The following is a 22,147-nucleotide window of genomic DNA, read 5'->3' on the forward strand; positions in this document are numbered from 1 at the left end:
CCGGCGAACGGGCAAACATGCATCAGCACCACACGAATGCGGTGACTTATCGCGGGTGTCTAGCGGCAGGAAATTGGTTCGTCCAGCGGTCATAGGCGCGCAGGAGTGAGTTATTCGCATTTCATGTCGCGGTGCGGACACATAATTTCAAGCAGCAGCACCTGCGAAACTCCAATTTCCAGCCGATTCTCATCCTTCGGGTGGTCGAGTCGCTTCCAAACTGGGCCGCGATTCGAATCCAGCGTACCATGCGGCCAAGGCATCATTTCCCTTGCGCCATCCGCGCGCATCGTGGCGGAAATCCACATACCCCAGGGCACAAGCCACCGCGATTTGACCCATGTCCAAAGGCCCCGCCAAATGCGCCATCCAACGTTGGTTCAACGCAGCACAAGCCCGTTCGATCTTGAACCACTGCGCATCAGCCCAACTGCCCCATTGCATTCCTTCGGGACGAAGCCGACCTTCGTAAGTAATTAGCAGGGCGGCATCCAATATCCCGTCCGCCAGGGCCTCCAGCGTCAACGTGTCCCACCGGGCATTGCCGTCGGGGTAAAAACCACCTTGGGCGCGCGCATCCAAAAACGCGCAAATCACCCGGCTGTCGAACAGAGTCGGTCCGTCTGGACGCTCGAGCGCGGGCACTTTGGTCAGGGGATTCTTACCCATCAAGGGATCAGCCGGGTCCAGAGGCGTGCCGCTGGCACCAATCAGTTCGACATCATCCAGCTGGCCGGTTTCATGCAAAAGCACCATGACTTTGCGCACATAGGGCGACGTCGGGCTGTAGTAGAGTTTCATGGCGATTGCTCCCTGATCCATCCAATTGTCTTGCGCAAATGTGTAGCCATCACGGCCAAGGTTTCAATTTCTTTCGTTATCAACCCTTGGTCTCTGCGCGTCGGAGCTTTCCTTTCACAAAAAGCGGTCCAAATGGGTCATGATAAGCTCAATGTATGATTGGAGGTCACCTGAATGGCAAAATTTCCGACACTTTTGAGCGCCCTGTTAATAGCATCGCTTCTAACGACAGCTGTGTTGGCAGATGACCGCACCCCGATCGGCGACGCAGTGCATGACTTGCCAATCTTTGACGCTCACATCCACTACAAGGAACCTGCCTGGGACGCCTATCCGGTCGAAAGCGTCATCGAAATGATGGATCGCAACGGTGTGGCAATGGGGCTGGTGTCTTCCACTCCGGACGAGGGCACCATCATGTTGTGGGAATATGCCCCCAATCGCATCATTCCCGAACTGCGCCCCTATCACGGCAATGCGGGGTCATCGAATTGGACCAAGGCCACGGATATGGAGGCCTATCTGGCCGACCGCCTGACCCGCTATCCGCACCAAGGAATCGGAGAGTTTCACATTCACCGCCTTGATACCTCGGACGAGCCGCTGTTTCGTTCTGTCATCAAAATGGCCCGCGCGCGCGATATCTACCTGCATGTGCATTCCAGCACCGACCCCATTCGTTGGCTTTACTCCCTCGACTCAAAGGTCAAGATCATCTGGGCTCATGCCGGTCTAGGGGACAGCGCAACGGCGGTTTACGAGTTGATGAACAACTATCCCGACCTACTTGCCGACACCTCATTGCGGGAAAATGAGATTCTGGGCTGGGGGCGGGGTCTGGACCCGGATTGGGAAAAGGTAATCTTCGCGTTCCCGGATCGCCTAATGGTGGGCAGCGACACCTGGGTGAATGGTCAATGGGATGATTATGACGAGATCATTCAATCGAACCGCGCCTGGCTAGCCCAGCTACCGCGCGACATTGCCGAGCAGATCGCCTTTCGCAATGCCGAGCGTGTCTTTGGTCGCCAGATCTCGATGGATCAGATCGGCACACGCTAGGAAAACTCATTCGTGCCCCAACGTCGCGTTTGTGCAGACGATAGGCAGGCTTCTACTCTTGGGCTTAGTTCTAGATCGACCTGACGAGGTGCCCGCGTGCCCGAAACATCAACTTTGCAACGAGGCACCTGCCAGATCCGCGATGTCGACCTCAGCTATGTTGAACGGCACGTCGACAAGCGCGGACAGGGACCTACCCTGCTTTTTGCTCATGCCACGGGGTTTCACGCACGTGTTTGGGATCAGGTCATCAGCCACCTACCTGCTGCACATTCTATTTGCGTGGACCTGCACGGGCACGGGCATTCCAGCGGAGGTCCGTTTTCCGACTGGTCCGAGTTGGGCGACGAGTTGTCCACATTCATCCAAACTCTGAACCTGACCAACGTGGTCTGCATAGGACATTCCCTTGGCGGCCATGTTCTGACGCAAACAACGATTAAAAAACCGAAAACCGTACGCGCCCTGGTGCTTGTTGATCCGGTCATCATGCCGCCCGAAATTTATGCCCTCGGCCAAGCCCTGTTTCCCAAGGGTGCCCAGCACCCTGCGGCACAACGCAAGCGGAACTTTACCTCGGTCCAAGAGATGGTCGACCGTTTCCGCGACCGCCTCCCCTATTCGCTGTTCACACCGCAGGCTTTGCAAGATTACTGCGAACACGGGCTTTTGCCGTCGGATGACGGGCTAACGCTCGCCTGCCCACCCGAGGTCGAGGCGAGCTCGTACATGCTGCCTATGACCGGCGCGTTCATCCTGAATCAGTTGGATCAGATCGCTTGCCCGGTCACGGTCATGCGCAGTCACACAATGGACCTGAAGAGCTTGGCGGACTTCACCCGTTCACCAACTTGGCCTGGACTGGCTGACGCCTTGCCAAACGGGACGGATGTTCATCGCCCGGACCTGTCCCATTTCATGCCCATGCAAGACCCTGCTTTTGTGGCAGAGCATGTTGCGCGCGCCGCGCAGCTGGATCAGGTTCAACCGGCGTGATCGACGTCCCGCATCCATTGCGCCAAGACGTCAACCTCTGATCCCACGCCAGACGCCTCAATGCCCTTGGCCGCACCAAGTCGCGCGTCCGTGGTTTTGTTCTGATTCAACTTCCAGGTACTTTGAACGTCCTCGATCATCAGACGGCACGGTACGATCTGACGCATCATTCGACCCAAAGCCTCGGGGTCCATCTTGTCGGCGGTCCAAGCTGGTTTCGGGGCAAGACGCGCCTCGAACACGGCTGACTGGCGATCCAGCAAGCTGCGCAGCTCTTCCTGAGGTCGCAGTTCAAGCCGTCCGATCAGATGCACCGCAACGTAGTTCCACGTGGGCACCTGATCCGGTATTCCGTACCAGTCGGGCGAGACATAGGCATCCGGCCCGCTCACCGCGAGGCGGGTTTGCAGCGGCTGCTTGAGCGCCCTGACAATCGGGTTCGATCGCACAAGGTGCAGATCAGCCCAAGCCCCGTCATCCGACAGAACAAACGGCACATGGGACAGCAACGGCGCGCCGTCGACTGAAACCGCAAGAACACCGAATCCCCGCTCGCGGGTGAATTGCAGGTTGGTTTCATGTTCAGCGGTGCGAAAAACCGGATTTGGATGCATCACTTTTCCCTCTGGCTTGCAGAATCGGTCTTGCAGAACCCGTGCGCCATTGGCAAGGTCTGCGTCGTTCTCAGGGCGGGGCGAAATTCCCCACCGGCGGTATGCGGGCATCATGACCCGTAAGCCCGCGAGCGGCCCTTTTCCAAGGGTGTCAGCAGATCTGGTGAGATGCCAGAGCCGACGGTCATAGTCCGGATGAAAGAGAACGTGCAGGACGGGGATAGGCCCGGCCCTGTTCGTGATCGCCTTGGGTGACGTGTCAGAACCAAAGGAGATTACGATGACACACACCCGCTATGCCTTCATCAAGGCACAATGGCATGCCGATATCGTCGACCGCGCGCTCGACGGTTTTCAGGAATTGATCCCAGCAGATCAAATTGACGTCTTTGATGTCCCCGGCGCGTTTGAAATGCCCCTGCTGGCTCAGGAGCTGGCCAAGACCGGTCAATATGCCGCCATTGCCTGTGCGGCCTTCGTTGTAGATGGCGGCATCTATCGTCACGACTTCGTGGCGCAGGCCGTGGTTGACGGGCTGATGCGCGCAGGCATGGACACCGGCGTTCCGGTGCTGTCAGTCTCGCTGACGCCGCACCAGTATCAGGAAACCGATCACCACAACGCGATCTACCGCGCGCATTTTGTGGAAAAGGGCCGCGAGGCGGCAAACGCCGCCCTTATGATCGGCCAGACCCGCGCCAAATTGGCGAACGCGGCCTGACACTTCACCCTTTTGAAAATACTCCGGGGGAGTCGCGCAAGCGACGGGGGCAGCGCCCCCTCCCCCGACCGCGTCAAAGCAAATCCTCTTGAGACCCAAAGCCCAGCCCGCTAAGCACGGGGTCGCAAAGGAGCACGCCCCATGTCGATGAACAGCTTTGGACACCTTTTCCGCGTCACCACCTGGGGTGAAAGCCACGGCCCCGCCTTGGGTGCCACGGTTGACGGCTGCCCTCCGGGCGTTGCGATCGACGAGGCGATGATCCAGAACTGGCTAGACAAACGCAAACCGGGTCAGAACAAGTTCACAACGCAGCGCCGCGAACCAGATCAGGTCAAGATCCTGTCCGGCGTCTTCGAAGGGCAGACCACCGGCACGCCGGTCCAGCTGATGATCGAAAACACCGATCAGCGCAGCAAGGACTATGGCGACATCATGGACAAGTTCCGCCCTGGTCATGCCGACATCACCTATTGGCAGAAATACGGCATCCGCGACTATCGTGGTGGTGGGCGCAGCTCGGCGCGCGAAACCGCATCGCGTGTAGCTGCCGGAGGGTTGGCGCGCGAGGCGATCAAGCAGATCGCGCCCAATGTGCAAATCACCGGTTACATGACACAGATCGGTCCGAACAAAATCGACCGTGCAAACTTTAACTGGTCGCAGATCGAGCAGAACCCGTTCTGGACCCCCGACGCGACAGCAGCGGACGAGTGGGCCGAATACCTCAACGACCTGCGCAAGTCCGGTAACTCGGTCGGCGCTGTGGTCGAAGTTGTGGCCCGCGGTGTGCCCGCAGGCCTTGGTGCGCCCATCTACGCCAAATTAGACACTGATCTGGCCGCCGCGATGATGTCGATCAACGCCGTCAAAGGCGTCGAGATCGGCGAGGGAATGGCCGCCGCCGAACTGACCGGCGAAGCCAATGCAGACGAAATCTTTATGGGGCAGAACGGCCCGCAATACAGCTCGAACCACGCGGGCGGCATTTTGGGCGGCATCTCGACGGGGCAGGACATTGTGGTCCGCTTTGCGGTTAAACCAACCTCGTCCATCCTGACCACCCGCAAAACCATCACCAAGTCCGGCGAAGAAACCGAGATCATAACCAAGGGCCGCCATGACCCCTGCGTCGGCATCCGCGCAGTGCCCGTGGGCGAGGCGATGATGGCCTGCGTGATTCTGGATCACTTGCTGCTGCACCGCGGCCAAATCGGAGAGAACCGTGGCGCAATCAGCTGAGCTGCGCGAAAGGCTGCGCGCCATCGTCGCCGAGCGAATGAGCCGCGACAGCGCCCATGATCTGGCTCATCTCGACCGTGTCTGGCTGAATGTGCAAAAGATCGCTCCGGCCGAGGCGAACCAAACCGTTCTCCTTGGCGCGGCTTACCTGCACGATCTGGTGAACCTCCCCAAGGATTCCCCCGACCGCTCCAAAGCCTCGCGCATGGCTGCAACTGAGGCCGGACCGATTTTGGCTGATCTGGGGCTATCCGAGAGCGAAGTCAAAGCAACACAGCACGCAATCGAGGCACATAGCTTCTCTGCTGGCATCCCGCCCGAAACCATTGAGGCGCAGGTGCTGCGCGATGCCGACCGGCTGGACGCGCTTGGCGCTATTGGGGTTGCCCGCACTTTTGCGGTGGCAGGTGCCCTGGGGCAGGAGCTGTATCACCCGACCGATCCCTTTGCCGAAACCCGCGATCTGAACGACATCCGCTTTTCGGTCGATCATTGGCGGGTTAAGTTGCTGTCGCTGCCCAAGGGCATGATCACCGAAAATGGCCGCGAACTGGCACAAGCCCGAGCCGCACTAATGATCCGGTTCCTGGATGATTTCGCTGACGAGATTGGCGCAACCGTACCCAAGGCCTGGACCAGTTGAGCACCGATATCCTTGCTATAACCTTTCCGATCTATGCCGCCATCGCAATTGGCTACTTGGTCGTGAAACTGGGATGGTTTGGACAGTCGGACATGCGCACACTGGGCAAATACGTCATGGACATCGCCCTGCCCGCGCTTTTGTTCAACGCCATGGCCAGCCGTGACTTTGCCGAGGTCTTTCACCCCGGTTACATGCTGGTCTTTGCCCTTGGTGGACTAGCGACGATCCTTATCAGTTACCTGTGGTTCACCGCCATCCGGACGGAACCGCCACGCCGCGCGGTGGCCGTTATGGGCACAACCTGCCCTAACTCGGGCTTCATCGGCTACCCGGTGATGTTGTTGACCTTCCCGGACCTGGCTGGCGTGATTCTGGCACTGAACATGCTGGTGGAAAATATCCTGCTGATCCCGATCTGTCTGATCCTGATGGATCTGGCGCGCGGTTGGGGACAGGTATCAATCTCAAAACGCGTGACCGGCATCCTTTGGGGCGTCATCAAGCGCCCGATGGTGATCGGTCTTCTGCTTGGGCTGGCCATATCGGTGGCGCGCGTCCCAATCCCCGACCCCGTCACGCAGTTGTTTCAAATGCTTGCCGCTTCGGCCTCGGCGCTGTCGCTGGTCGTGATCGGCGGATCGCTGGCGGGGTTGTCGCTGCGGGGCAACCATTGGAAGGCGGCGCAGGTGGCACTGGGTAAACTGATCCTGCATCCCGGCTTGGTCGCATTGGCGGCCCTCGCCGTCACCGCGATGGGTCTGTCACTATCGCCCGAGCTGACCGCAGCCGTGATCCTGTCCGCCGCCATGCCCATGTTCGGCATCTACTCGGTTCTGGCGCAGGAAATTGGGCACGAGGGCATGGCCTCCATCGCCATGCTGATCGCAACCGCCTTGGGGTTTGTCACTCTGTCGGTTTTTCTGGGTGTCCTGACTTAGCCCCAAGACGCAGGCGACGACCCCAGCTCAGCGGATGGACGATCCCACCGCATCGGCGCACCGACCACCTCGATCCCCGGCTTCAATCGCTTGGCCGGTCCCCAAGGTGAGTTTTCGATCCAATCATCCAGATCCGCAGGTGTTGATCCCGTTATTTCTGGCTCAGAAACAGGCTCTAATTTCGCCAACACCTCTGCTGTGCGTGCCAAAGACAACCGCGCGCGGTGGATGCCATCGCCCCGAACAGCGCGTGTCAAAGCCGACACAACGGCTGCCGCCATAAAGTATCCTGTCGCGTGATCCAGCGCCTGAACCGGTAATGGGTGAGGCTTGTTCGATCCGGCCCATACCATACCGGCCTCGGCAACGCCGCAGCTCATCTGCACCAAAGAGTCAAACCCGCGTCGCCCGGCCCAAGGGCCTGTCCAGCCATAAGCATCCAGGCAAACTTCGATCAGGTTATCAGGACGGTCCGAGCCGATCATCGCGTCCAATGCGCCGGGCCTGTAGCCATGTACCAATACATCCGCCTGCGTCAGAAGTTTGTGCAAAACTTCTTTATCAGAGCCTGTTTTCAGATCCAGATGACAACAGCGCTTGCCAAGAGTTACATCGGGCACAACACCCGGCTCACCCCAACTCGCCGGGTCCACGCGCAGCACATCAGCCCCAAAACCCGCCAGCGTTCGCGTGGCCACCGGGCCTGCCAACACACGCGTCAGGTCAAGCACGCGCAACCCAGCCAACGGTCGATCCGCCTTTGCCTGCCACCCGCGAACCAGGCCAGAACATTGGTCCCAATGCACCAGAGGTTCCGCAGCTACAGCCACACCTTGCGGGTGCACCTGCCACGCCGCACGGCTGCGCATGGCAGCAGCGGCACCGCCAACCTCAACAATCGCGGCCTCCAACGCGTTTGCGTCCCATCCAGAAACGGCTTGTGCAACCACATCCCGGTCAGCCTTACACTCCAGCACGGACAAGGCGGCCGCACGATGATGAGGGGCGTTGGTGTGCAATTTGATCCAACCATCGCGGGTCTGATAGTCACCCGCGATCGCATCCCACGACGGTGGCACTTCCCAGCCTTGCGGGTGGATCGACCAGGTGAACCAGAGCGACGCCAACCGACGGTCGACCGCCACGTCGGATTTTGGACCAAGGTTCAGAGCCTCGACCAAATCTGCAACAGCGCCACCAACAGCACCCATCGACTGACAGGCCAGTTCGGTCACGGCAAAACAGGATTTCCAAGCGCCCTCTCCGACCACATGGGCGGGGGACGTTCCAAAGGTGTTGTTAATCGCATCCATCGGCAAAGATCCCGGCATAGGTTTCGCGCAGGGCTTTTTTTTGCACCTTGCCCATGGTGTTTCGCGGCAAAGCATCCAACACGATCACGCGCTTGGGCTGCTTGAACTTGGCCAACTGTCCCTGCAACGCCCCACTGATGGCTTGGGCCGAGGTTCCATCGCCCTCGGGCACAACAATAGCCACGACACCCTCGCCAAAGTCGGGATGTGGCGCGCCGATGACGGCGCTTTCCAGAACGCCGGGCAGGTCGTCGATCAGGCTTTCGACCTCTTTAGGATAGACGTTGAAGCCACCGGTAATGATCAAGTCTTTCTCGCGGCCCACGATGGTAACGTATCCATCAGCGTCAATCTTGGCCATGTCACCGGTGATGAACCAACCATCCGGTTTCAACTCCTCGGCCGTCTTTTCGGGCATCTGCCAATAGCCTTGAAACACGTTGGCACCGCGCACTTCCAACACGCCGATCTCGCCTGTGGGCACCTCGGCCCCCTCATCCATCACGCGCGCTTCGATCCCCGGCAGCGGGAACCCAACAGTGCCCGCGCGACGCTCGCCGTCATAGGGGTTCGAGGTGCTCATGTTGGTTTCGGTCATGCCGTAGCGTTCCAAGATGCGATGGCCCGTGCGGGCCTCCCACTGCTCATGTGTATCAACCAGCAACGGAGCGGACCCCGAGATGAAGAGCCGCATATTGCCCGCCCGCTCGCGCGTCAGGCGCTCATCAGCCAGCAGACGGGTGTAAAAGGTCGGCACACCCATTAGCGCGGTCGCGGTCGGCATCGCCTCAAGAATTGCATCCGCATCAAAGCCGGGTAGAAACACCACCTTCGCGCCCGACAGCAGCGCCACGTTAGTCGCCACAAACAGTCCGTGCGTGTGAAAGATCGGCAGCGCGTGGATCAGCACGTCGTCCGCAGTGAACCGCCAGTAGTCACGCAGCACGGCGGAGTTCGAAGCAAGGTTGTCGTGGCTCAGCATTGCGCCCTTGGACCGACCCGTAGTGCCAGAGGTATAGAGGATCGCAGCCAGATCGCCGGAATCCCGCGCGACCACGTCGAATCCGTCTTGCGCATCAGCCAGATCCCGCAAGCTTCCCTGCCCGGCTGCGTTCAGTGTCAGAACCTTTGCCTCTCCGGATATGGTTGAAATCTCGTCCAACCGATCAGGGTCGCAGACGACGACGCGCGGGCTGGCATCGCCAACGAAATACGCAACTTCGGGGCCAGTATAGGCCGTATTGAGCGGCAGAAAGATACCGCCTGCCATGACCGTGCCCAGGTAAAGCTCAATCGCTTGAATGGTTTTGGCGACCTGAACAGCGACCCGGTCCCCCGGCTCGACTCCGCAGGACACCAAGGCTGCGGCCATCCGCTCGGCCCCGGCAAACAAGGCACCAAAACTTACCGTTTCGCCGCCTGGCAGATGCGCGAAAACATCCTCCTCGCGCCCTGTAGAAGCCTCTTTGAGTTTTGAAATCAGGTGGTTCCGGTCGTACATGGCCTCTTCCTCTTTCTGCGGGTGCACAATGAGTGAACCGACGGGCGAAAATCAAGCAATTGATCTTTCCCAAACAAAGGCGCAGGTTCGCGCCATGGCAAAAAACTTAACATCGCATCGGCCTTTGCTGGCCATCGGCCTCAAGACCACCGCGATCTTTCTATTCACGGCAATGGCCGCACTGGTCAAATACCTGTCCGAGGACATCCCGGCCGGTGAGGCCGTGTTCTTTCGCTCGTTCTTCGCCATCCCGGTCATCGTCGTCTGGCTGATTTCACGCGGAGAGTTGCGCAACGGGCTGATTGCCAAAAAGCCCATGAACCATTTCTGGCGCGGCGTACTGGGAACATCTGCCATGGGGCTTACCTTTACCGGTCTGGGCCTGCTGCCACTGCCCGAGGTGACGGCCATCGGCTTTGCTACTCCAATTTTCACGCTGGTTCTGGCCGCCATCTTTCTGGGCGAACGCATCCGGATGATTCGCATCGGTGCGGTACTAGTTGGCCTGCTGGGGGTTGTCATAATGCTCTGGCCCCGGCTGGGAGGAGACGCCAAGGCTGAAGATCTGGCCCTTGTTGGGGCGCTCTGTGTGCTGGCTGCGACCTTTGCGCGGGCTTTTGTGCAAATCCATATCCGTCAGATGGTGCAGACCGAACACACAGCCGCCATCGTCTTCTATTTCTCGGCCACAGCGTCCGTTCTGTCGCTGCTAACACTCCCATTTGGTTGGGTCATGCCGACCACTGAACAAATGGCTCTGCTTGTGCTTGCCGGTCTGGTCGGGGGGTGCGCGCAGATTTTGGTGACATCTTCGTATCGTTTCGGTCCGGCCTCGATGCTGGCGCCGTATGATTACACCTCAATGCTCTTTGCCGTTTTGATCGGCTATTTCTGGTTCAGCGAGCTGCCGACGGGGATGATGATTGCCGGTGCCACGCTGGTCATTGCCGCGAACGCCTTGGTCGTGTGGCGGGAACACAAGCTGGGCTTGGAACGGGGCAAGGCGCGGTCGGTGACAGACCCAAAAAGTTGACTTTACCTTTGCGCCATAGCCCCTAGGGTATGCGGCGCAATACATAAGGGTTTCCCATGAGCGACGAAGAGAACCACAAAGAAAAGATGAAAGAGGTGCAGGCCAAGCACCGAGAACGGGTCTCGCAGCTGCAGGACCCTGAACAAGGCCTGGTTTTGATCCACACTGGCAAGGGCAAGGGCAAGTCCTCGTCTGCGTTTGGCGTCGTCGTTCGCGCCTTGGGCTGGGGCCAGAAGGTGGCCGTGGTTCAGTTCATCAAGGGTAAGTGGAAGACAGGCGAGCGCCGGTTTTTTGAAGAGCACGGTCAAGTGACCTGGCACACCATGGGCGAAGGCTTCACTTGGGACACCCAGGACAAGGAGCGCGATATCGCCGCTGCACAGGCCGCCTTTGGCAAAGCCGCTGATCTGATCGCCAGCGGGGACTACGATCTGGTGGTGCTGGACGAGATCAACATCGCCCTGCGGTATGAATATCTGAGTGTCGAACAAGTGATCGAAGCGCTGGACAAACGTACCGAGAAAACCGGCGTGATCCTGACCGGTCGTGATGCGCCCGAAGCTTTGTGCGACTATGCCGATCTGGTCACCGAAATGACCGAGGTAAAGCACCCCTTCAAGGCTGGAATCAAGGCGCAGCGTGGCGTCGATTTCTGACCTAACCCGCGTCATTTGATGCGGTTTAGGGTCTGTTATCCGACCAAAACGATCCGAAATACCACTTGTGGTTGTGGGTAAAGGCGGTTTAGCATCGCCTCACCTAACTGTTTGAGCAAGCCATGAAACAGATCATTGCCTCTCTTGCCCTGCTGTTTGGTGTGGGTTTTGCCGCTGCCGGTTCGGATTTGCAGGAAGCGGTGGACCTATGGCTAAGCGGCGACGACGCCGAAAGCCTGCCAATTCTGTCGAAACTTGCCAAATCCGGCGACACCGACGCGCGCCTGCTGTTGGCGCAGATCGAGGTGACAGACAAAGGCCCCTCGCCCTATCGCTTGTCGTTGAGCAAACAGCAGGCGCGTGACTTGTTTCGGCAGGTGGACGAAACTTCGCCTTTTGCGACCAGCTGGCTGACGGTCGAAGCTCAGAGCGGTGATCCATTGGCGGCGGCGCTTTTACGCGCGCGAAGTGCTGACCCCGATCCCGAAGTGATCGTGCAACTTGCTGCATTGGGCGAGCATCAGGCCACAGACCACCCCAGCCGGATTGTCTCGCTCTATGGCACGCCAGAAGACAGGCAGATGCTGGCAAACAGTCCACATCTGCTGTCCGAATTGGCCCCCTACGTCGCTTATCTGTCTGATATGCCGGAACCGCGTGGAGACGGGCTGGCAGCTCTGCGACATGTTATTGGCCGCACGGACGGCATTGACGCGGGTGATGCCGAAACGCTTGGAATGGCCGGGCTCTTGGCCTTGGGGTTTGGCTTTGGCGATGCGTCCCCTGCAAACCGCTGGTACAAGCCGGTGCAAGGTTGGGTCATGACCGCATCTGAAACGCGTCCGATTGCCAATCTATGTAATGCGCAATGTGGGTCGCAAGCCCCGGCGTGCGGGATGGCAATGATGGCCTTGGCTGGCGGGTACTTCGAGGTGATCCGCATCGACAGCCCATTGGAGAAGCTAATCCCTCAAGAGGTGTTTCTGGACAGCAAGCGGGCGCAACTTATGACGCTACGCCGCGCAGCACTGGCCCGGTCTGAAACGAACAACCCACCCGGGCTCAATGAAATCGCGGCCTATTCCCAATGTGCTGCTGATCTGGTCCAGCAAGAACGGCAAACTTATCGAAAGCTGAAGTAGGCGCCCCAGACCAATTGAACCGGGGCGCCCATTTCATGACCGTTAGATCGCGCCGGTTTTTGGGTCCAGCGTAACAGACCACAACTCAGTGTCGGCACGGTCCATCAGGCGAACCGTCATCTGTTCGGTCGCACCGTCGATATCGACCAGACCAAAGAACTGCAGGCCTTCACTGGGCGGCAGATTCACACCCTGTCCCTCGGCAGGTGCCTTGACGAATTTCACCTCCGGCCCGAATGTGCCATCCAGCTTGTTGGGGCCAAAAGTTCCGGCATGCAGCGGACCCGAGACGAACTCCCAGAATGGTTCGAAATCCTGGAATTGCGCTTTGTTAGGGTCGTAATGGTGCGCGGCGGTATAATGCACGTCGGCCGTGAACCAGACGGTGTTCTTGATCCCACCGGTCTTGATGAACCGCAGCAGATCGGCAATCTCCAACTCGCGCCCCTTGGCCGGACCGCTGTCCCCGTTTGCGATTGCCTCGGCGCCCGCCTGTTCGCGCCAGTTATCCCAGACAATCAGGCCGATCGGCATGTCGGACGCGATCACCTTCCAAGTCGCCTGCGACGCGGCCAATTCACGCTTGAGCCAAGTCAGCTGCTCTGCGCCCAGAATGCGGGCCTGATCGGTGATCTCATCCTCCATCGAGGGACCATTCGGCCCGCGATAGCTGCGCAGATCCAGGAAGAAGACATCAAGCATCGGCCCGTAAGAGATCTTGCGATAAACACGGCCCGGTTCGGCAGGGGTGATCCGCAGCGGGGTCATCTCGTGGAACGCACGACCAGCACGCGATTGCAGCACATGCACCGACTTTTCGGTATAACGATCATCCGAGATCAGATCCTTGGCGTCTGACCAGTTGTTGACCACTTCATGGTCATCCCACTGAAAAAAGGTTGGGCAGACAGCGTTCATCGCCCGCACGTGCTCGTCCATCAGATTGTATTTCCACTGGGCGCGGAATTCATCCAGCGTCTCGGCCACTTTGCGTTTCTCGTCGATCAGGGTGGTGTTCTTCCAGATCAACTGCCCGTCTTTCTCGACCTCATCCTGCATCGGACCATCGGCATAGACCGTGTCGCCCGAGTGGATAAAGAAATCGGGCTTGTGCTGCGCCATGGTGGCATAGGTGCGCATGCCATCGTCGTCGATGCCCCAACCCTGGCCAGCGGTGTCACCCGACCAAGCAAAGCGAACATTGCGGCGCGACGTGGGTGCTGTGCGGAACTGGCCCACGATGGGCTCGGACGTGACATTGATGTCGTTCAAGTCGGCGGCGACGAAGCGGTAAAAGATATCCTGATCCGACGGCAGACCATCCACCAGCCGTTTGACAGCCAAGTCGCTGGTGGGGATGGCATCCATCAGTGCCAGCTTGCGGGCGTCCGCAAAGCTTTCGGTGGTCGACACCTCCATCATCACGCGCGAGGGGCGGTCCGTGCGGGTCCAGATCATGCCCGAGGAAGTGTCGACGTCCCCGGACTGAACACCGTGCGTGAACACAGGACGTGACGCCGCGCGGCTGATGGCGGGCATGGCCAACGAGGCGGCAAAGGCGGTGCTGCCCGCCAGAAAGGCGCGGCGATGGGGGCGAAGGATCTTGGTCATAGGGCTCTCCTGTCTTGCGATCTTGGTGCGACCGCGGGATTGGTGAGCTGATAAAAGCCGCGCAATTGTAAAAGGCGCGGCTCAGTTTTCTAACAGTATCACGATGATACTGTGACATCCATTGGAGTCATCTCAGGCGGTAACGCCCTGCTCGGGCGCGCTGAGCGAGATAACGGCCACCACCGCCGCGCCATTCATCCAATAAAACAGGGCGTCCAGCCCGGTAAAGCCGAACAGGCCGGGTGCAAAAAGAAATGTCAAACCGACAAACAGGTCAACGGCCAGGTGAAATTTGTAAGGCAGCAACCGCCAGACGCCTAAATGATGATCCGTCAAAACCGTCAGGACCAAAGCGGCCATGCCGGTGGCAACCGACAACCACAAAGCCAGCGGGTTGGATTGCCCCAATCCCAGCAGAAACGGTAAGCCCATCAACGCCAACGCAACCAGATAGTCCAGGTAGGCATGAATCGAGCGGGTAAAAAACGAAGAGACATTTGAATTCCTTTCCAAACTTGGTGTGACCCCAAGCTAGGAAGACGCGCTCGAACTTATGAAACCAGATCGTCCCCAAGTTATTGCAGATCGTCGGGAAGTATGGGTGAATTTCGTTTGATCGGTACCTCGACGAAAAAAGCCCCCGCACATGCAGGGGCTTGATCGGATTGCTTTGCCAGATTTAGGCGCGAACCAGCTTTTCGTAGTCTTCCGCGATTTCACGGGTCAGCGCGCCGACCTCGAATTTGTAATCGCCGATCTGACCAACCGGAGTGACCTCTGCCGCGGTGCCGGTCAGCCAGCACTGTTCGAAATCAGCCATCTCTTCGGGCTTGATGCGACGTTCGTGGACAGTGATGCCTTTGTCTTCGAGCATCTGGATCACAGTTTGACGGGTGATGCCGTTGAGGAAGCAATCGGCCAGCGGGGTATGAACCTCGCCATCTTTCACGAAAAAGACGTTGGCACCGGTTGCCTCGGCCACATAGCCGCGCCAGTCCATGAACAACGCATCCGAGCAGCCCTTGGCCTCGGCCTTGTGCTTGGAGATGGTGCAGATCATGTAAAGGCCCGCCGCCTTGGCGTGAACCGGAATGGTCTCGGGCGAGGGGCGTTTCCATTCCGCGATGTCCAGCTTGGCGCCCTGCATCTTGGCGTCACCGTAATAGGCGCCCCAGCCCCAAACGGCGATGGCCATGCGGACCGGGTTCTTGGCGGATGCGACACCCATGTCTTCGCCCGACCCGCGCCAAACAACAGCACGGACGTAAGCGTCGGTCAGGCCGGATGCCTTCAGGGTTTCTTCCTTGGCGGCTTCAATCTCATCCACCGAATAGGGCATCGGCATATCCAGCGCCTCGGCCGAGGCGATCAGACGCTCGGAATGTTCGCGGCTTTTGAAAATCTTGCCGTTATATGCCCGCTCACCTTCAAAAACCGAGCTGGCATAGTGCATTGCGTGGGTCAGAACATGGACCTTGGCCTCGCGCCAATCCACCAGTTCCCCATCCATCCAGATCACTCCATCGCGATCATCATAACCCGACATGCTGCATCCTCCTGAGCGAGCCGTTTTGCACTTATTGCGCAACTTACGACCGAAACGGTCATAATATTACGCCAAAACTGCGACTCGATAGCTGTTCACTATTGGAATGTCAATAAGACTGACTTAAAGTGAGCCAAAGCAAGAAAGAGGTTCAGGATGTCCGATGGACGCTCGACCCCGGTCTATGGCAGCGAAGGCTTGTTGTTTCTGACCGACGAACAGCTCAGGCAGGGGATCGAGGCGATGTTCTTTGCCTATCGCGGGTTTACCGCTGATCCAGACCGTATTCTGGCCGAGATGGCTTATGGTCGTGCGCATCACCGCGCGATCCACTTTATCAACCGTGCACCCGGCACAACAGTGAACAATCTGCTGGCCATTCTGGGTGTCACGAAACAGTCTCTTAACCGGGTTCTGCGCACGTTGATCACGGACGGACTGGTGGAAAGCCGCGTCGGCAAGATCGACAAGCGCGAGCGTCACCTGTACCTGACTGAAGATGGCCGTTCGCTTGAGGCAACGCTGTCGGACGCCCAGCGCAAGCGGATGCGCGCGGCGTACAAGGAAGCAGGACCCGAGGCGGTCGCCGGGTTTAAACTGGTGCTCGAGGCGATGATGGATGCAGATATGCGCCGAGCGTATTCAAAGTTGCGGGATGGTACCTCATGAGTGAACTTGATGCTCACCTTTTGATCGTCGACGACGATGAGCGGATCCGCGATCTGCTCAAGAAATTCCTGATGCGCAACGGATTCCTGGTGACCGCGGCCCGCGATGCGGCGCATGCGCGGCGGGTGTTGTCGGGGCTGGATTTCGATCTGATCGTTTTGGATGTGATGATGCCGGGCGAGGATGGGGTCAGCCTGACCAAATCCCTGCGTCAAACTCACAGTACCCCCATCATGCTGCTGACCGCGCGGGGAGAAACCGAAAACCGGATCGCAGGGCTCGAGGCAGGCGCAGACGACTATCTGGCCAAACCGTTCGAGCCCAAGGAGTTGCTCCTCAGGATCAACGCAATCCTGCGGCGTATGCCGGAAACCACCGCGCAGGACACCGCACCAAAGGTGCTGCATCTGGGCCCGATCCGTTATGACATCGAACGCGGTGAGATGTGGCAGGGCGAGGAACTGGTACGTTTGACCGCCACCGAAAGCCAGTTGATGAAGATTTTTTCGGCGCAACCAGGCGAGCCGGTCAGCCGCACAAAGCTGGTCGAGGATCTGGGTCGCGATCGAGGACAGGCGCAAGAACGCGCTGTCGATGTCCAGATCACACGCCTGCGCCGCAAGATCGAGCCGAACCCCAAACAGCCCCGTTATCTGCAAACGGTTCGGGGTGCGGGGTATATGCTGGCCACCGATTGATCGAACCATCGATCCAGTTAATATGGCCCGTCACAGAATGCAGCCAAGCTGAACGTGCTCCGCAAACTGTGGTAGAGTGACTCCAATTCATTTCAATTGGAGTCGCCGATATGCGCATAATTGCCTTTTTTACCGCCTTTCTTATCCCTGCTGCCGCGCAGGCGCAGATGTGCCAGGGATTTGGTCCCCAGACCCCTCGCGACATTGCGCTCGCGGCTGGTGCAAACAGTGTCACGTTCCCGCGCGCACCCGAAGCAAATCAGATGAATTTGTGTGACATTCACACCCACACAAATGCCGAACATAAGGGCCCTGGGTTCTCGGTTTCAGGCGGCACTGGGGAACATGGCGGGTGGAAATGCAACCAAACCGACAGCCTGACCGAAGCCGAATTGTCTATGCCTGACGGATCAGAGGCGTTTCACGGAGTAAAGCCCGGCGACACGATTGAGGTACATTGGGTCTATACAACCTGCGACGTCACTCCCGGTCCCACTTTGAATTCGTGCTTCTCGGACGCCTGCGTAAACCCGGCTTTGCGGGTTGAAAGTCAGGTTTTCCTGGTCGTGAATGACGAAGGTGCGCCCGACTTTGGCGACTTCGCATATGACGGCAATATCTCCAACGGGTTGCACCAACCCAAATCTCTGCCATCTGGCACCGGGGACCCTGTTGTTTTCGCCGGATCGACCACCGGACCAAGCTATACCCAAGCCATCTGCTCGCCCATGCAAGTGACATGGAGTGTTCGTCCTGAATGCATGAAAGTCTCGTACCAATCCGTCCAGCAATGGGGGGCAAAGGGAAATGTGTTTGGTGAGGATCACAGCCACGGTGTACGGCAATTGGTCACTGCGCCAGAGCTGCTTGCACCGATCAACTGACATGTAACGAGCGTTTGCCTGTCGGCGTGCGGATTGATAGCTTGCCCGCCATGAAAACCGCTTTGATCACACACGCCGATTGTCTTGGCCACGTCACCCCTGAGGGGCATCCCGAACGGGTTGCTCGATTGCAGCATATCCTACACGCGTTGGAACCTTTGGACCTGAACCGGGTCACGGCCCCCATGGCTGCTGAAGATGACATTCTGCGCATCCACCCCGCCGACTATGTGCACGACATTCGTGCGACCCGCCCGACGGAGGGATTCAGACAGATTGACGGGGACACCTTCATGTCCTCCGGCTCGGTCGATGCAGCCTTTCGCGCGGCTGGCGCCGTTGTGCACGCGGTCGACATGGTGATGGGTGGCGAGGCGCCGAATGCGTTTTGTGCGATCCGCCCGCCGGGGCACCATGCCGAAACCAGCACCGCCATGGGATTTTGTTTGTTCGGCAACGCTGCTTTGGCGGCGAAACACGCGCTGGATCACCACGGTTTGAATCGCGTGGCCGTCGTCGATTTCGACGTGCACCACGGCAACGGCACGCAGGACCTACTGTGGGACGAGGCGCGCGCGCTGGTCATCACAAGCCAACAAATGCCGCTTTGGCCCGGTTCGGGCCGCCCGGACGAGGATGGCGTACACGGTCAGATCCTGAACATCCCGCTTGCGCCGGGTTCCGGCAGCGCCGAGATGCGCGCCGCGTACGAAGGGCAGGCCTTTCCGAGATTGCGGGCATTTAAGCCAGAGCTGATCATCATCTCGGCCGGGTTTGACGCCCATCAGGACGACCCGCTGGCAAACCTGAACTGGTCCACCGGCGATTTCGCCTGGGTCACAGCCGAGCTGTGCTCGCTGGCTCGTGAGCTTTGCGATGGTCGTATCGTCTCGACTCTTGAAGGCGGGTATGATCTGAACGCGCTGAGTGCCGCAACCAAGGCGCATGTTGAAGAATTGATGAAGGCAGCGACATGAGTGACACCCCCGTCGACCAGATGACGTTCGAACAGGCGATGAAAGAGCTTGAGACCGTTGTCGGCAAGCTGGAACGCGGCGATGTCGCGCTGGACGAGTCGATCTCGCTCTATGAACGCGGTGCGGCGCTGAAAAAGCGCTGCGAGGATGAGCTGAAGCGGGCCGAAGAAAAAGTCGCTGCGATCACCTTGGATGCCAACGGTCAGCCGACCGGGACGAAACCTGTCGAAGGTCTGTAAATGTTTCGCGAACAGTTGGCGCGGGATGCCGCGCGCATTCAGAACCAGTTTGACCTGGTTCTGGGCGGTCTTGATGATCTCGATGTGACACAGGCGATGGCCTACACCACCCAAGGCGGCAAGCGTCTGCGTGGGTTTCTGGTGCTGGAAAGCGCGCGCCTTCATGACGTGGCCGAAGATCAGGCGATCTGGCCTGCCACCGGGATCGAAGCGCTGCACGCCTATTCGCTGGTGCACGACGATCTGCCCTGCATGGACGACGACGACCTGCGGCGCGGCAAGCCAACCATCCACATGAAATGGGACCAGGCCACCGCCGTTCTGGCGGGTGATGCGTTGCAAACACTGGCGTTTGAGCTGTGTACCCGACCCGAGGTTGGTGTGGCGGAAGTTCGCGCCGGGCTTGCCCTGACACTGGCACAGGCGAGCGGTGCGCAAGGCATGGTTCTAGGTCAGGCGCTGGACATTGCCGCTGAATCCGCGGCCGAGCCGCTGAACCTGGACGAAATCACCCGTTTGCAAGCTGGCAAAACAGGCGCTTTGATCGAATGGTCTGCCTGTGCGGGTGCGCGTCTTGCCCAAGCCGACACCACCCCGTTGCGCCAATATGCCCAAGCCTTGGGTCTTGCTTTCCAGATCGCAGACGACATCTTGGATGTTGAGGGTGACGCCCAGAAGGCCGGGAAACGGCTGCAGAAAGATGCGGATGCGGGAAAGGCGACATTCGTGTCCTTGCTGGGACTGGACGCCGCCAAACTGCGTGCTGCGGACCTGATTGAACAGGGCTGTGCCGCGCTTGAGACTTACGGGTCGCGGGCCGATACCTTGAAGGAGGCCGCCCGCTTCGTTATTGCCCGCGACAGCTAGCCGTTAGAGGACGCCATGTCTGATCGCCCGAATACACCACTTCTGGACCTTGTGACCCGCCCTGCGGATCTCAAGCAGTTTTCCGATGCGCAGCTGACCCAATTGGCCGGAGAGCTTCGGTCCGAAACCGTGTCCGCCGTCTCTGAGACCGGCGGCCATTTGGGTGCGGGACTGGGCGTGGTCGAACTGACCGTGGCGCTACATGCGGTGTTCGACACGCCGCGCGATAAGGTAATCTGGGACGTGGGCCATCAGTGTTATCCCCACAAGATCCTAACCGAACGCCGCGATCGCATTCGTACATTGAGGCAAGAGGGCGGTCTGAGCGGCTTCACCAAACGCTCAGAATCGCCTTATGACCCGTTTGGCGCGGCGCACAGCTCAACCTCGATCAGCGCCGCGCTTGGTTTTGCCGTGGCCCGTGATCTGGGCGGTGTCACACCTGAGGGGTTGGGGGACGCAATTGCTGTCATCGGTGACGGATCGATGTCGGCAGGCATGGCGTTTGAGGCGATGAATAACGCAGGCCACCTGAAAAAGCGCCTGATCGTGATCCTGAACGACAACGAGATGAGCATTGCCCCGCCCGTCGGCGCGCTGTCGTCCTATCTGTCACGTCTTTACGCCGAAGAGCCGTTCCAGGAATTCAAGGCCGCTGCCAAAGGCGCGGTCTCGCTGCTGCCCGAACCCTTCCGCGAAGGGGCCAAGCGCGCCAAGGAAATGCTCAAGGGCATGGCCGTTGGTGGCACCTTGTTCGAAGAGCTCGGGTTTTCTTACCTCGGCCCTATCGACGGGCACGACATGGACCAGCTGATGCCGGTTCTGCGCACCGTCAAAGCGCGCGCAACCGGTCCGATTCTGATCCACGTGCTGACCAAAAAGGGCAAGGGCTACGCTCCTGCCGAAGCTGCCCGTGACAAGGGCCATGCAACGGCAAAGTTCGACGTCCTGACCGGCAAGCAGAAAAAGGCACCTTCGAACGCGCCCTCTTATACCTCGGTCTTTGGCAATGCGTTGGTGAGCCAAGCGGCCAAGGACGACAAAGTTGTGGCCGTCACCGCAGCGATGCCGGACGGCACCGGGTTGAACCTATTCGCTGAACGCTACCCCTCGCGGTGTTTCGACGTCGGCATTGCAGAACAACACGGGGTGACCTTTGCAGCAGCCTTGGCTGCGGGCGGGATGAAGCCCTTTTGCACGATGTATTCGACCTTTCTGCAGCGTGGTTACGACCAAGTTGTGCACGATGTGGCCATCCAACGCCTACCCGTGCGCTTTGCCATCGACCGCGCGGGTCTTGTGGGCGCAGACGGCGCAACCCACGCGGGTTCGTTTGACATCGCCTACATGGCCAACTTGCCCGGCATGGTCGTGATGGCCGCTGCGGATGAGGCCGAACTGGTGCACATGGTGGCCACGGCAGTGGCGCATGACGATGGCCCCATCGCATTCCGGTATCCGCGGGGCGAAGGGGTCGGCGTCGACCTGCCCGAACAGGGCGATGTGCTGGAGATCGGCAAGGGCCGTATGATTCAGACAGGTGCGCGCGTGGCGTTGCTGTCGTTCGGCACCCGCTTGGCCGAAGTACAAAAAGCGGCCGAAGCTTTGTCGGCCAGAGGCATCACCCCAACAATCGCCGACGCCCGCTTTGCCAAGCCGCTGGACCGCGACATGATCCTGCAACTGGCTGCGGAGCACGAAGCGTTGATCACTATCGAAGAGGGTGCAGTGGGTGGCTTTGGCAGCCATGTGGCCCAGCTTTTGGCCGATGAAGGCGTGTTTGACGACGGGCTGAAGTACCGCTCGATGGTCCTGCCTGATATCTTCATTGACCAGGCCAGCCCTGCCGCGATGTATGAGGTTGCCGGCATGAGTGCCGAACAGATCGAGGCCAAGGTACTAGACGTGTTGGGTGTCGCCTCAATCGGCGAAAAGCGGGCCTAGCACGCGAGCCGCGTGTCCGAGAAGCTCAAAACCAGTTCCCACTTTTG

23 protein-coding genes and 1 riboswitch are annotated in these 22,147 nt (G+C 59.2%); of the genes, 16 read left to right on the top strand and 7 right to left on the bottom strand.

Annotation, left to right across the window (positions count from 1 at the left end; genetic code table 11):
- Positions 1–189 precede the first annotated feature (189 nt).
- A complete protein-coding gene (locus TRM7615_RS02030) occupies positions 190–801 on the bottom strand; it encodes a glutathione S-transferase (RefSeq protein ID WP_108785475.1) in 612 nt (203 codons plus the stop codon).
- Between the two features lie 174 nt (positions 802–975).
- Here TRM7615_RS02030 and TRM7615_RS02035 point away from each other — a divergent pair, with 174 nt between their 5' ends.
- On the top strand, positions 976–1,863 hold the full coding sequence (locus TRM7615_RS02035) for an amidohydrolase family protein (protein ID WP_108785234.1): 888 nt from the start codon (positions 976–978) through the stop codon (positions 1,861–1,863).
- Between the two features lie 96 nt (positions 1,864–1,959).
- Complete coding sequence (locus TRM7615_RS02040; RefSeq protein ID WP_108785235.1) at positions 1,960–2,859, top strand: alpha/beta fold hydrolase; 900 nt, start codon at positions 1,960–1,962, stop codon at positions 2,857–2,859.
- On the opposite strand, the gene TRM7615_RS02045 is transcribed toward TRM7615_RS02040, so the two are convergent.
- Entirely contained in the window at positions 2,847–3,473 is a 627-nt protein-coding gene (locus tag TRM7615_RS02045) for an FMN-binding negative transcriptional regulator (RefSeq protein ID WP_108785476.1), read from the bottom strand. The two genes, TRM7615_RS02040 and TRM7615_RS02045, sit on opposite strands and share 13 nt — an antisense overlap.
- Before the next feature lie 62 nt (positions 3,474–3,535).
- Positions 3,536–3,684, top strand: a riboswitch (FMN riboswitch).
- A 69-nt stretch (positions 3,685–3,753) separates the two neighbouring features.
- On the opposite strand from TRM7615_RS02045, the gene TRM7615_RS02050 reads away from it, so the two are divergent.
- The 4 genes from TRM7615_RS02050 (at position 3,754) to TRM7615_RS02065 (ending at position 7,020) form a co-directional block, all read left to right on the top strand.
- The gene (locus TRM7615_RS02050) at positions 3,754–4,194 is read left to right on the top strand and encodes a 6,7-dimethyl-8-ribityllumazine synthase (RefSeq protein WP_108785236.1); all 441 of its coding nucleotides are present in this window, start codon (positions 3,754–3,756) and stop codon (positions 4,192–4,194) included.
- Between the two features lie 141 nt (positions 4,195–4,335).
- Entirely contained in the window at positions 4,336–5,436 is a 1,101-nt protein-coding gene (gene aroC, locus TRM7615_RS02055) for a chorismate synthase (RefSeq protein ID WP_108785237.1), read from the top strand.
- Positions 5,420–6,079, top strand: coding sequence for an HD domain-containing protein (locus tag TRM7615_RS02060; protein ID WP_108785238.1), 660 nt, complete (start codon positions 5,420–5,422; stop codon positions 6,077–6,079). Before aroC ends, TRM7615_RS02060 begins: the two co-directional genes overlap by 17 nt.
- Positions 6,076–7,020, top strand: coding sequence for an AEC family transporter (locus tag TRM7615_RS02065; RefSeq protein WP_235823996.1), 945 nt, complete (start codon positions 6,076–6,078; stop codon positions 7,018–7,020). Before TRM7615_RS02060 ends, TRM7615_RS02065 begins: the two co-directional genes overlap by 4 nt.
- Here TRM7615_RS02065 and TRM7615_RS02070 read toward each other — a convergent pair.
- Positions 7,017–8,333: a CoA transferase gene (locus tag TRM7615_RS02070; RefSeq protein WP_108785478.1), complete on the bottom strand. Its 1,317-nt coding sequence runs from the start codon at positions 8,331–8,333 to the stop codon at positions 7,017–7,019. The genes TRM7615_RS02065 and TRM7615_RS02070 overlap by 4 nt on opposite strands.
- Entirely contained in the window at positions 8,320–9,834 is a 1,515-nt protein-coding gene (locus TRM7615_RS02075) for a malonate--CoA ligase (RefSeq protein WP_108785239.1), read from the bottom strand. Before TRM7615_RS02075 ends, TRM7615_RS02070 begins: the two co-directional genes overlap by 14 nt.
- 94 nt (positions 9,835–9,928) lie before the next feature.
- Between TRM7615_RS02075 and TRM7615_RS02080 the strand changes: the two genes are divergently transcribed.
- From TRM7615_RS02080 to TRM7615_RS02090, 3 genes are all read left to right on the top strand, one after another.
- Positions 9,929–10,867 carry a DMT family transporter gene (locus TRM7615_RS02080; RefSeq protein WP_108785479.1) on the top strand — a complete coding sequence of 313 codons (939 nt, stop codon included), beginning with the start codon at positions 9,929–9,931 and terminating at the stop codon, positions 10,865–10,867.
- A 56-nt stretch (positions 10,868–10,923) separates the two neighbouring features.
- The gene (cobO, locus tag TRM7615_RS02085; protein WP_108785240.1) at positions 10,924–11,523 is read left to right on the top strand and encodes a cob(I)yrinic acid a,c-diamide adenosyltransferase; all 600 of its coding nucleotides are present in this window, start codon (positions 10,924–10,926) and stop codon (positions 11,521–11,523) included.
- A 122-nt stretch (positions 11,524–11,645) separates the two neighbouring features.
- Positions 11,646–12,665, top strand: a complete 1,020-nt coding sequence (locus TRM7615_RS02090) for a hypothetical protein (RefSeq protein WP_108785241.1) — start codon at positions 11,646–11,648, stop codon at positions 12,663–12,665.
- A gap of 42 nt (positions 12,666–12,707) precedes the next feature.
- Here the strand turns inward: TRM7615_RS02090 and TRM7615_RS02095 are convergent, their stop codons facing one another.
- The 3 genes from TRM7615_RS02095 to TRM7615_RS02105 form a co-directional block, all read right to left on the bottom strand.
- Positions 12,708–14,276: an alkaline phosphatase D family protein gene (locus TRM7615_RS02095; RefSeq protein WP_108785242.1), complete on the bottom strand. Its 1,569-nt coding sequence runs from the start codon at positions 14,274–14,276 to the stop codon at positions 12,708–12,710.
- Positions 14,277–14,408: 132 nt separating this feature from the next.
- On the bottom strand, positions 14,409–14,789 hold the full coding sequence (locus tag TRM7615_RS02100) for a hypothetical protein (RefSeq protein ID WP_108785243.1): 381 nt from the start codon (positions 14,787–14,789) through the stop codon (positions 14,409–14,411).
- 166 nt (positions 14,790–14,955) lie between these two features.
- Positions 14,956–15,822 (bottom strand): branched-chain amino acid aminotransferase, encoded by an 867-nt coding sequence (locus TRM7615_RS02105; protein WP_108785244.1) that lies wholly within the window; start codon positions 15,820–15,822, stop codon positions 14,956–14,958.
- A gap of 156 nt (positions 15,823–15,978) precedes the next feature.
- Between TRM7615_RS02105 and TRM7615_RS02110 the strand changes: the two genes are divergently transcribed.
- From TRM7615_RS02110 to dxs, 7 genes are all read left to right on the top strand, one after another.
- Positions 15,979–16,491: a MarR family winged helix-turn-helix transcriptional regulator gene (locus TRM7615_RS02110; protein WP_108785245.1), complete on the top strand. Its 513-nt coding sequence runs from the start codon at positions 15,979–15,981 to the stop codon at positions 16,489–16,491.
- A complete protein-coding gene (locus TRM7615_RS02115; RefSeq protein ID WP_108785246.1) occupies positions 16,488–17,189 on the top strand; it encodes a response regulator in 702 nt (233 codons plus the stop codon). Before TRM7615_RS02110 ends, TRM7615_RS02115 begins: the two co-directional genes overlap by 4 nt.
- 110 nt (positions 17,190–17,299) lie before the next feature.
- Entirely contained in the window at positions 17,300–18,073 is a 774-nt protein-coding gene (locus TRM7615_RS02120) for a delta-class carbonic anhydrase (protein ID WP_108785247.1), read from the top strand.
- A 50-nt stretch (positions 18,074–18,123) separates the two neighbouring features.
- Positions 18,124–19,050, top strand: coding sequence for a histone deacetylase family protein (locus tag TRM7615_RS02125; protein WP_108785248.1), 927 nt, complete (start codon positions 18,124–18,126; stop codon positions 19,048–19,050).
- The gene (locus TRM7615_RS02130; RefSeq protein ID WP_108785249.1) at positions 19,047–19,289 is read left to right on the top strand and encodes an exodeoxyribonuclease VII small subunit; all 243 of its coding nucleotides are present in this window, start codon (positions 19,047–19,049) and stop codon (positions 19,287–19,289) included. The genes TRM7615_RS02125 and TRM7615_RS02130 overlap by 4 nt, the downstream gene beginning before the upstream one ends.
- Positions 19,290–20,156: a polyprenyl synthetase family protein gene (locus TRM7615_RS02135; protein WP_108785250.1), complete on the top strand. Its 867-nt coding sequence runs from the start codon at positions 19,290–19,292 to the stop codon at positions 20,154–20,156.
- Positions 20,157–20,171: 15 nt separating this feature from the next.
- Entirely contained in the window at positions 20,172–22,100 is a 1,929-nt protein-coding gene (gene dxs / locus TRM7615_RS02140; protein ID WP_108785251.1) for a 1-deoxy-D-xylulose-5-phosphate synthase, read from the top strand.
- The last annotated feature ends 47 nt before the right edge of the window (positions 22,101–22,147 follow it).

Origin of the sequence: Falsiruegeria mediterranea M17, assembly GCF_900302455.1 — a bacterium.
In the GTDB taxonomy this organism is placed as follows: domain Bacteria; phylum Pseudomonadota; class Alphaproteobacteria; order Rhodobacterales; family Rhodobacteraceae; genus Falsiruegeria; species Falsiruegeria mediterranea.

Bases quoted from the DNA above. Each gene is read 5' to 3' on its own strand.
- TRM7615_RS02030 (WP_108785475.1), bottom strand. From the start codon at position 801: ATGAAACTCTACTACAGCCCGACGTCGCCCTATGTGCGCAAAGTCATG.
- TRM7615_RS02090 (WP_108785241.1), top strand. From the start codon at position 11,646: ATGAAACAGATCATTGCCTCTCTTGCCCTGCTGTTTGGTGTGGGTTTT.
- TRM7615_RS02050 (WP_108785236.1), top strand. From the start codon at position 3,754: ATGACACACACCCGCTATGCCTTCATCAAGGCACAATGGCATGCCGAT.
- aroC (WP_108785237.1), top strand. From the start codon at position 4,336: ATGTCGATGAACAGCTTTGGACACCTTTTCCGCGTCACCACCTGGGGT.
- TRM7615_RS02110 (WP_108785245.1), top strand. From the start codon at position 15,979: ATGTCCGATGGACGCTCGACCCCGGTCTATGGCAGCGAAGGCTTGTTG.
- TRM7615_RS02070 (WP_108785478.1), bottom strand. From the start codon at position 8,333: ATGGATGCGATTAACAACACCTTTGGAACGTCCCCCGCCCATGTGGTC.
- dxs (WP_108785251.1), top strand. From the start codon at position 20,172: ATGTCTGATCGCCCGAATACACCACTTCTGGACCTTGTGACCCGCCCT.
- TRM7615_RS02105 (WP_108785244.1), bottom strand. From the start codon at position 15,822: ATGTCGGGTTATGATGATCGCGATGGAGTGATCTGGATGGATGGGGAA.
- TRM7615_RS02095 (WP_108785242.1), bottom strand. From the start codon at position 14,276: ATGACCAAGATCCTTCGCCCCCATCGCCGCGCCTTTCTGGCGGGCAGC.
- TRM7615_RS02115 (WP_108785246.1), top strand. From the start codon at position 16,488: ATGAGTGAACTTGATGCTCACCTTTTGATCGTCGACGACGATGAGCGG.
- TRM7615_RS02130 (WP_108785249.1), top strand. From the start codon at position 19,047: ATGAGTGACACCCCCGTCGACCAGATGACGTTCGAACAGGCGATGAAA.
- TRM7615_RS02035 (WP_108785234.1), top strand. From the start codon at position 976: ATGGCAAAATTTCCGACACTTTTGAGCGCCCTGTTAATAGCATCGCTT.
- cobO (WP_108785240.1), top strand. From the start codon at position 10,924: ATGAGCGACGAAGAGAACCACAAAGAAAAGATGAAAGAGGTGCAGGCC.
- TRM7615_RS02125 (WP_108785248.1), top strand. From the start codon at position 18,124: ATGAAAACCGCTTTGATCACACACGCCGATTGTCTTGGCCACGTCACC.
- TRM7615_RS02135 (WP_108785250.1), top strand. From the start codon at position 19,290: ATGTTTCGCGAACAGTTGGCGCGGGATGCCGCGCGCATTCAGAACCAG.
- TRM7615_RS02075 (WP_108785239.1), bottom strand. From the start codon at position 9,834: ATGTACGACCGGAACCACCTGATTTCAAAACTCAAAGAGGCTTCTACA.
- TRM7615_RS02045 (WP_108785476.1), bottom strand. From the start codon at position 3,473: ATGCATCCAAATCCGGTTTTTCGCACCGCTGAACATGAAACCAACCTG.
- TRM7615_RS02080 (WP_108785479.1), top strand. From the start codon at position 9,929: ATGGCAAAAAACTTAACATCGCATCGGCCTTTGCTGGCCATCGGCCTC.
- TRM7615_RS02120 (WP_108785247.1), top strand. From the start codon at position 17,300: ATGCGCATAATTGCCTTTTTTACCGCCTTTCTTATCCCTGCTGCCGCG.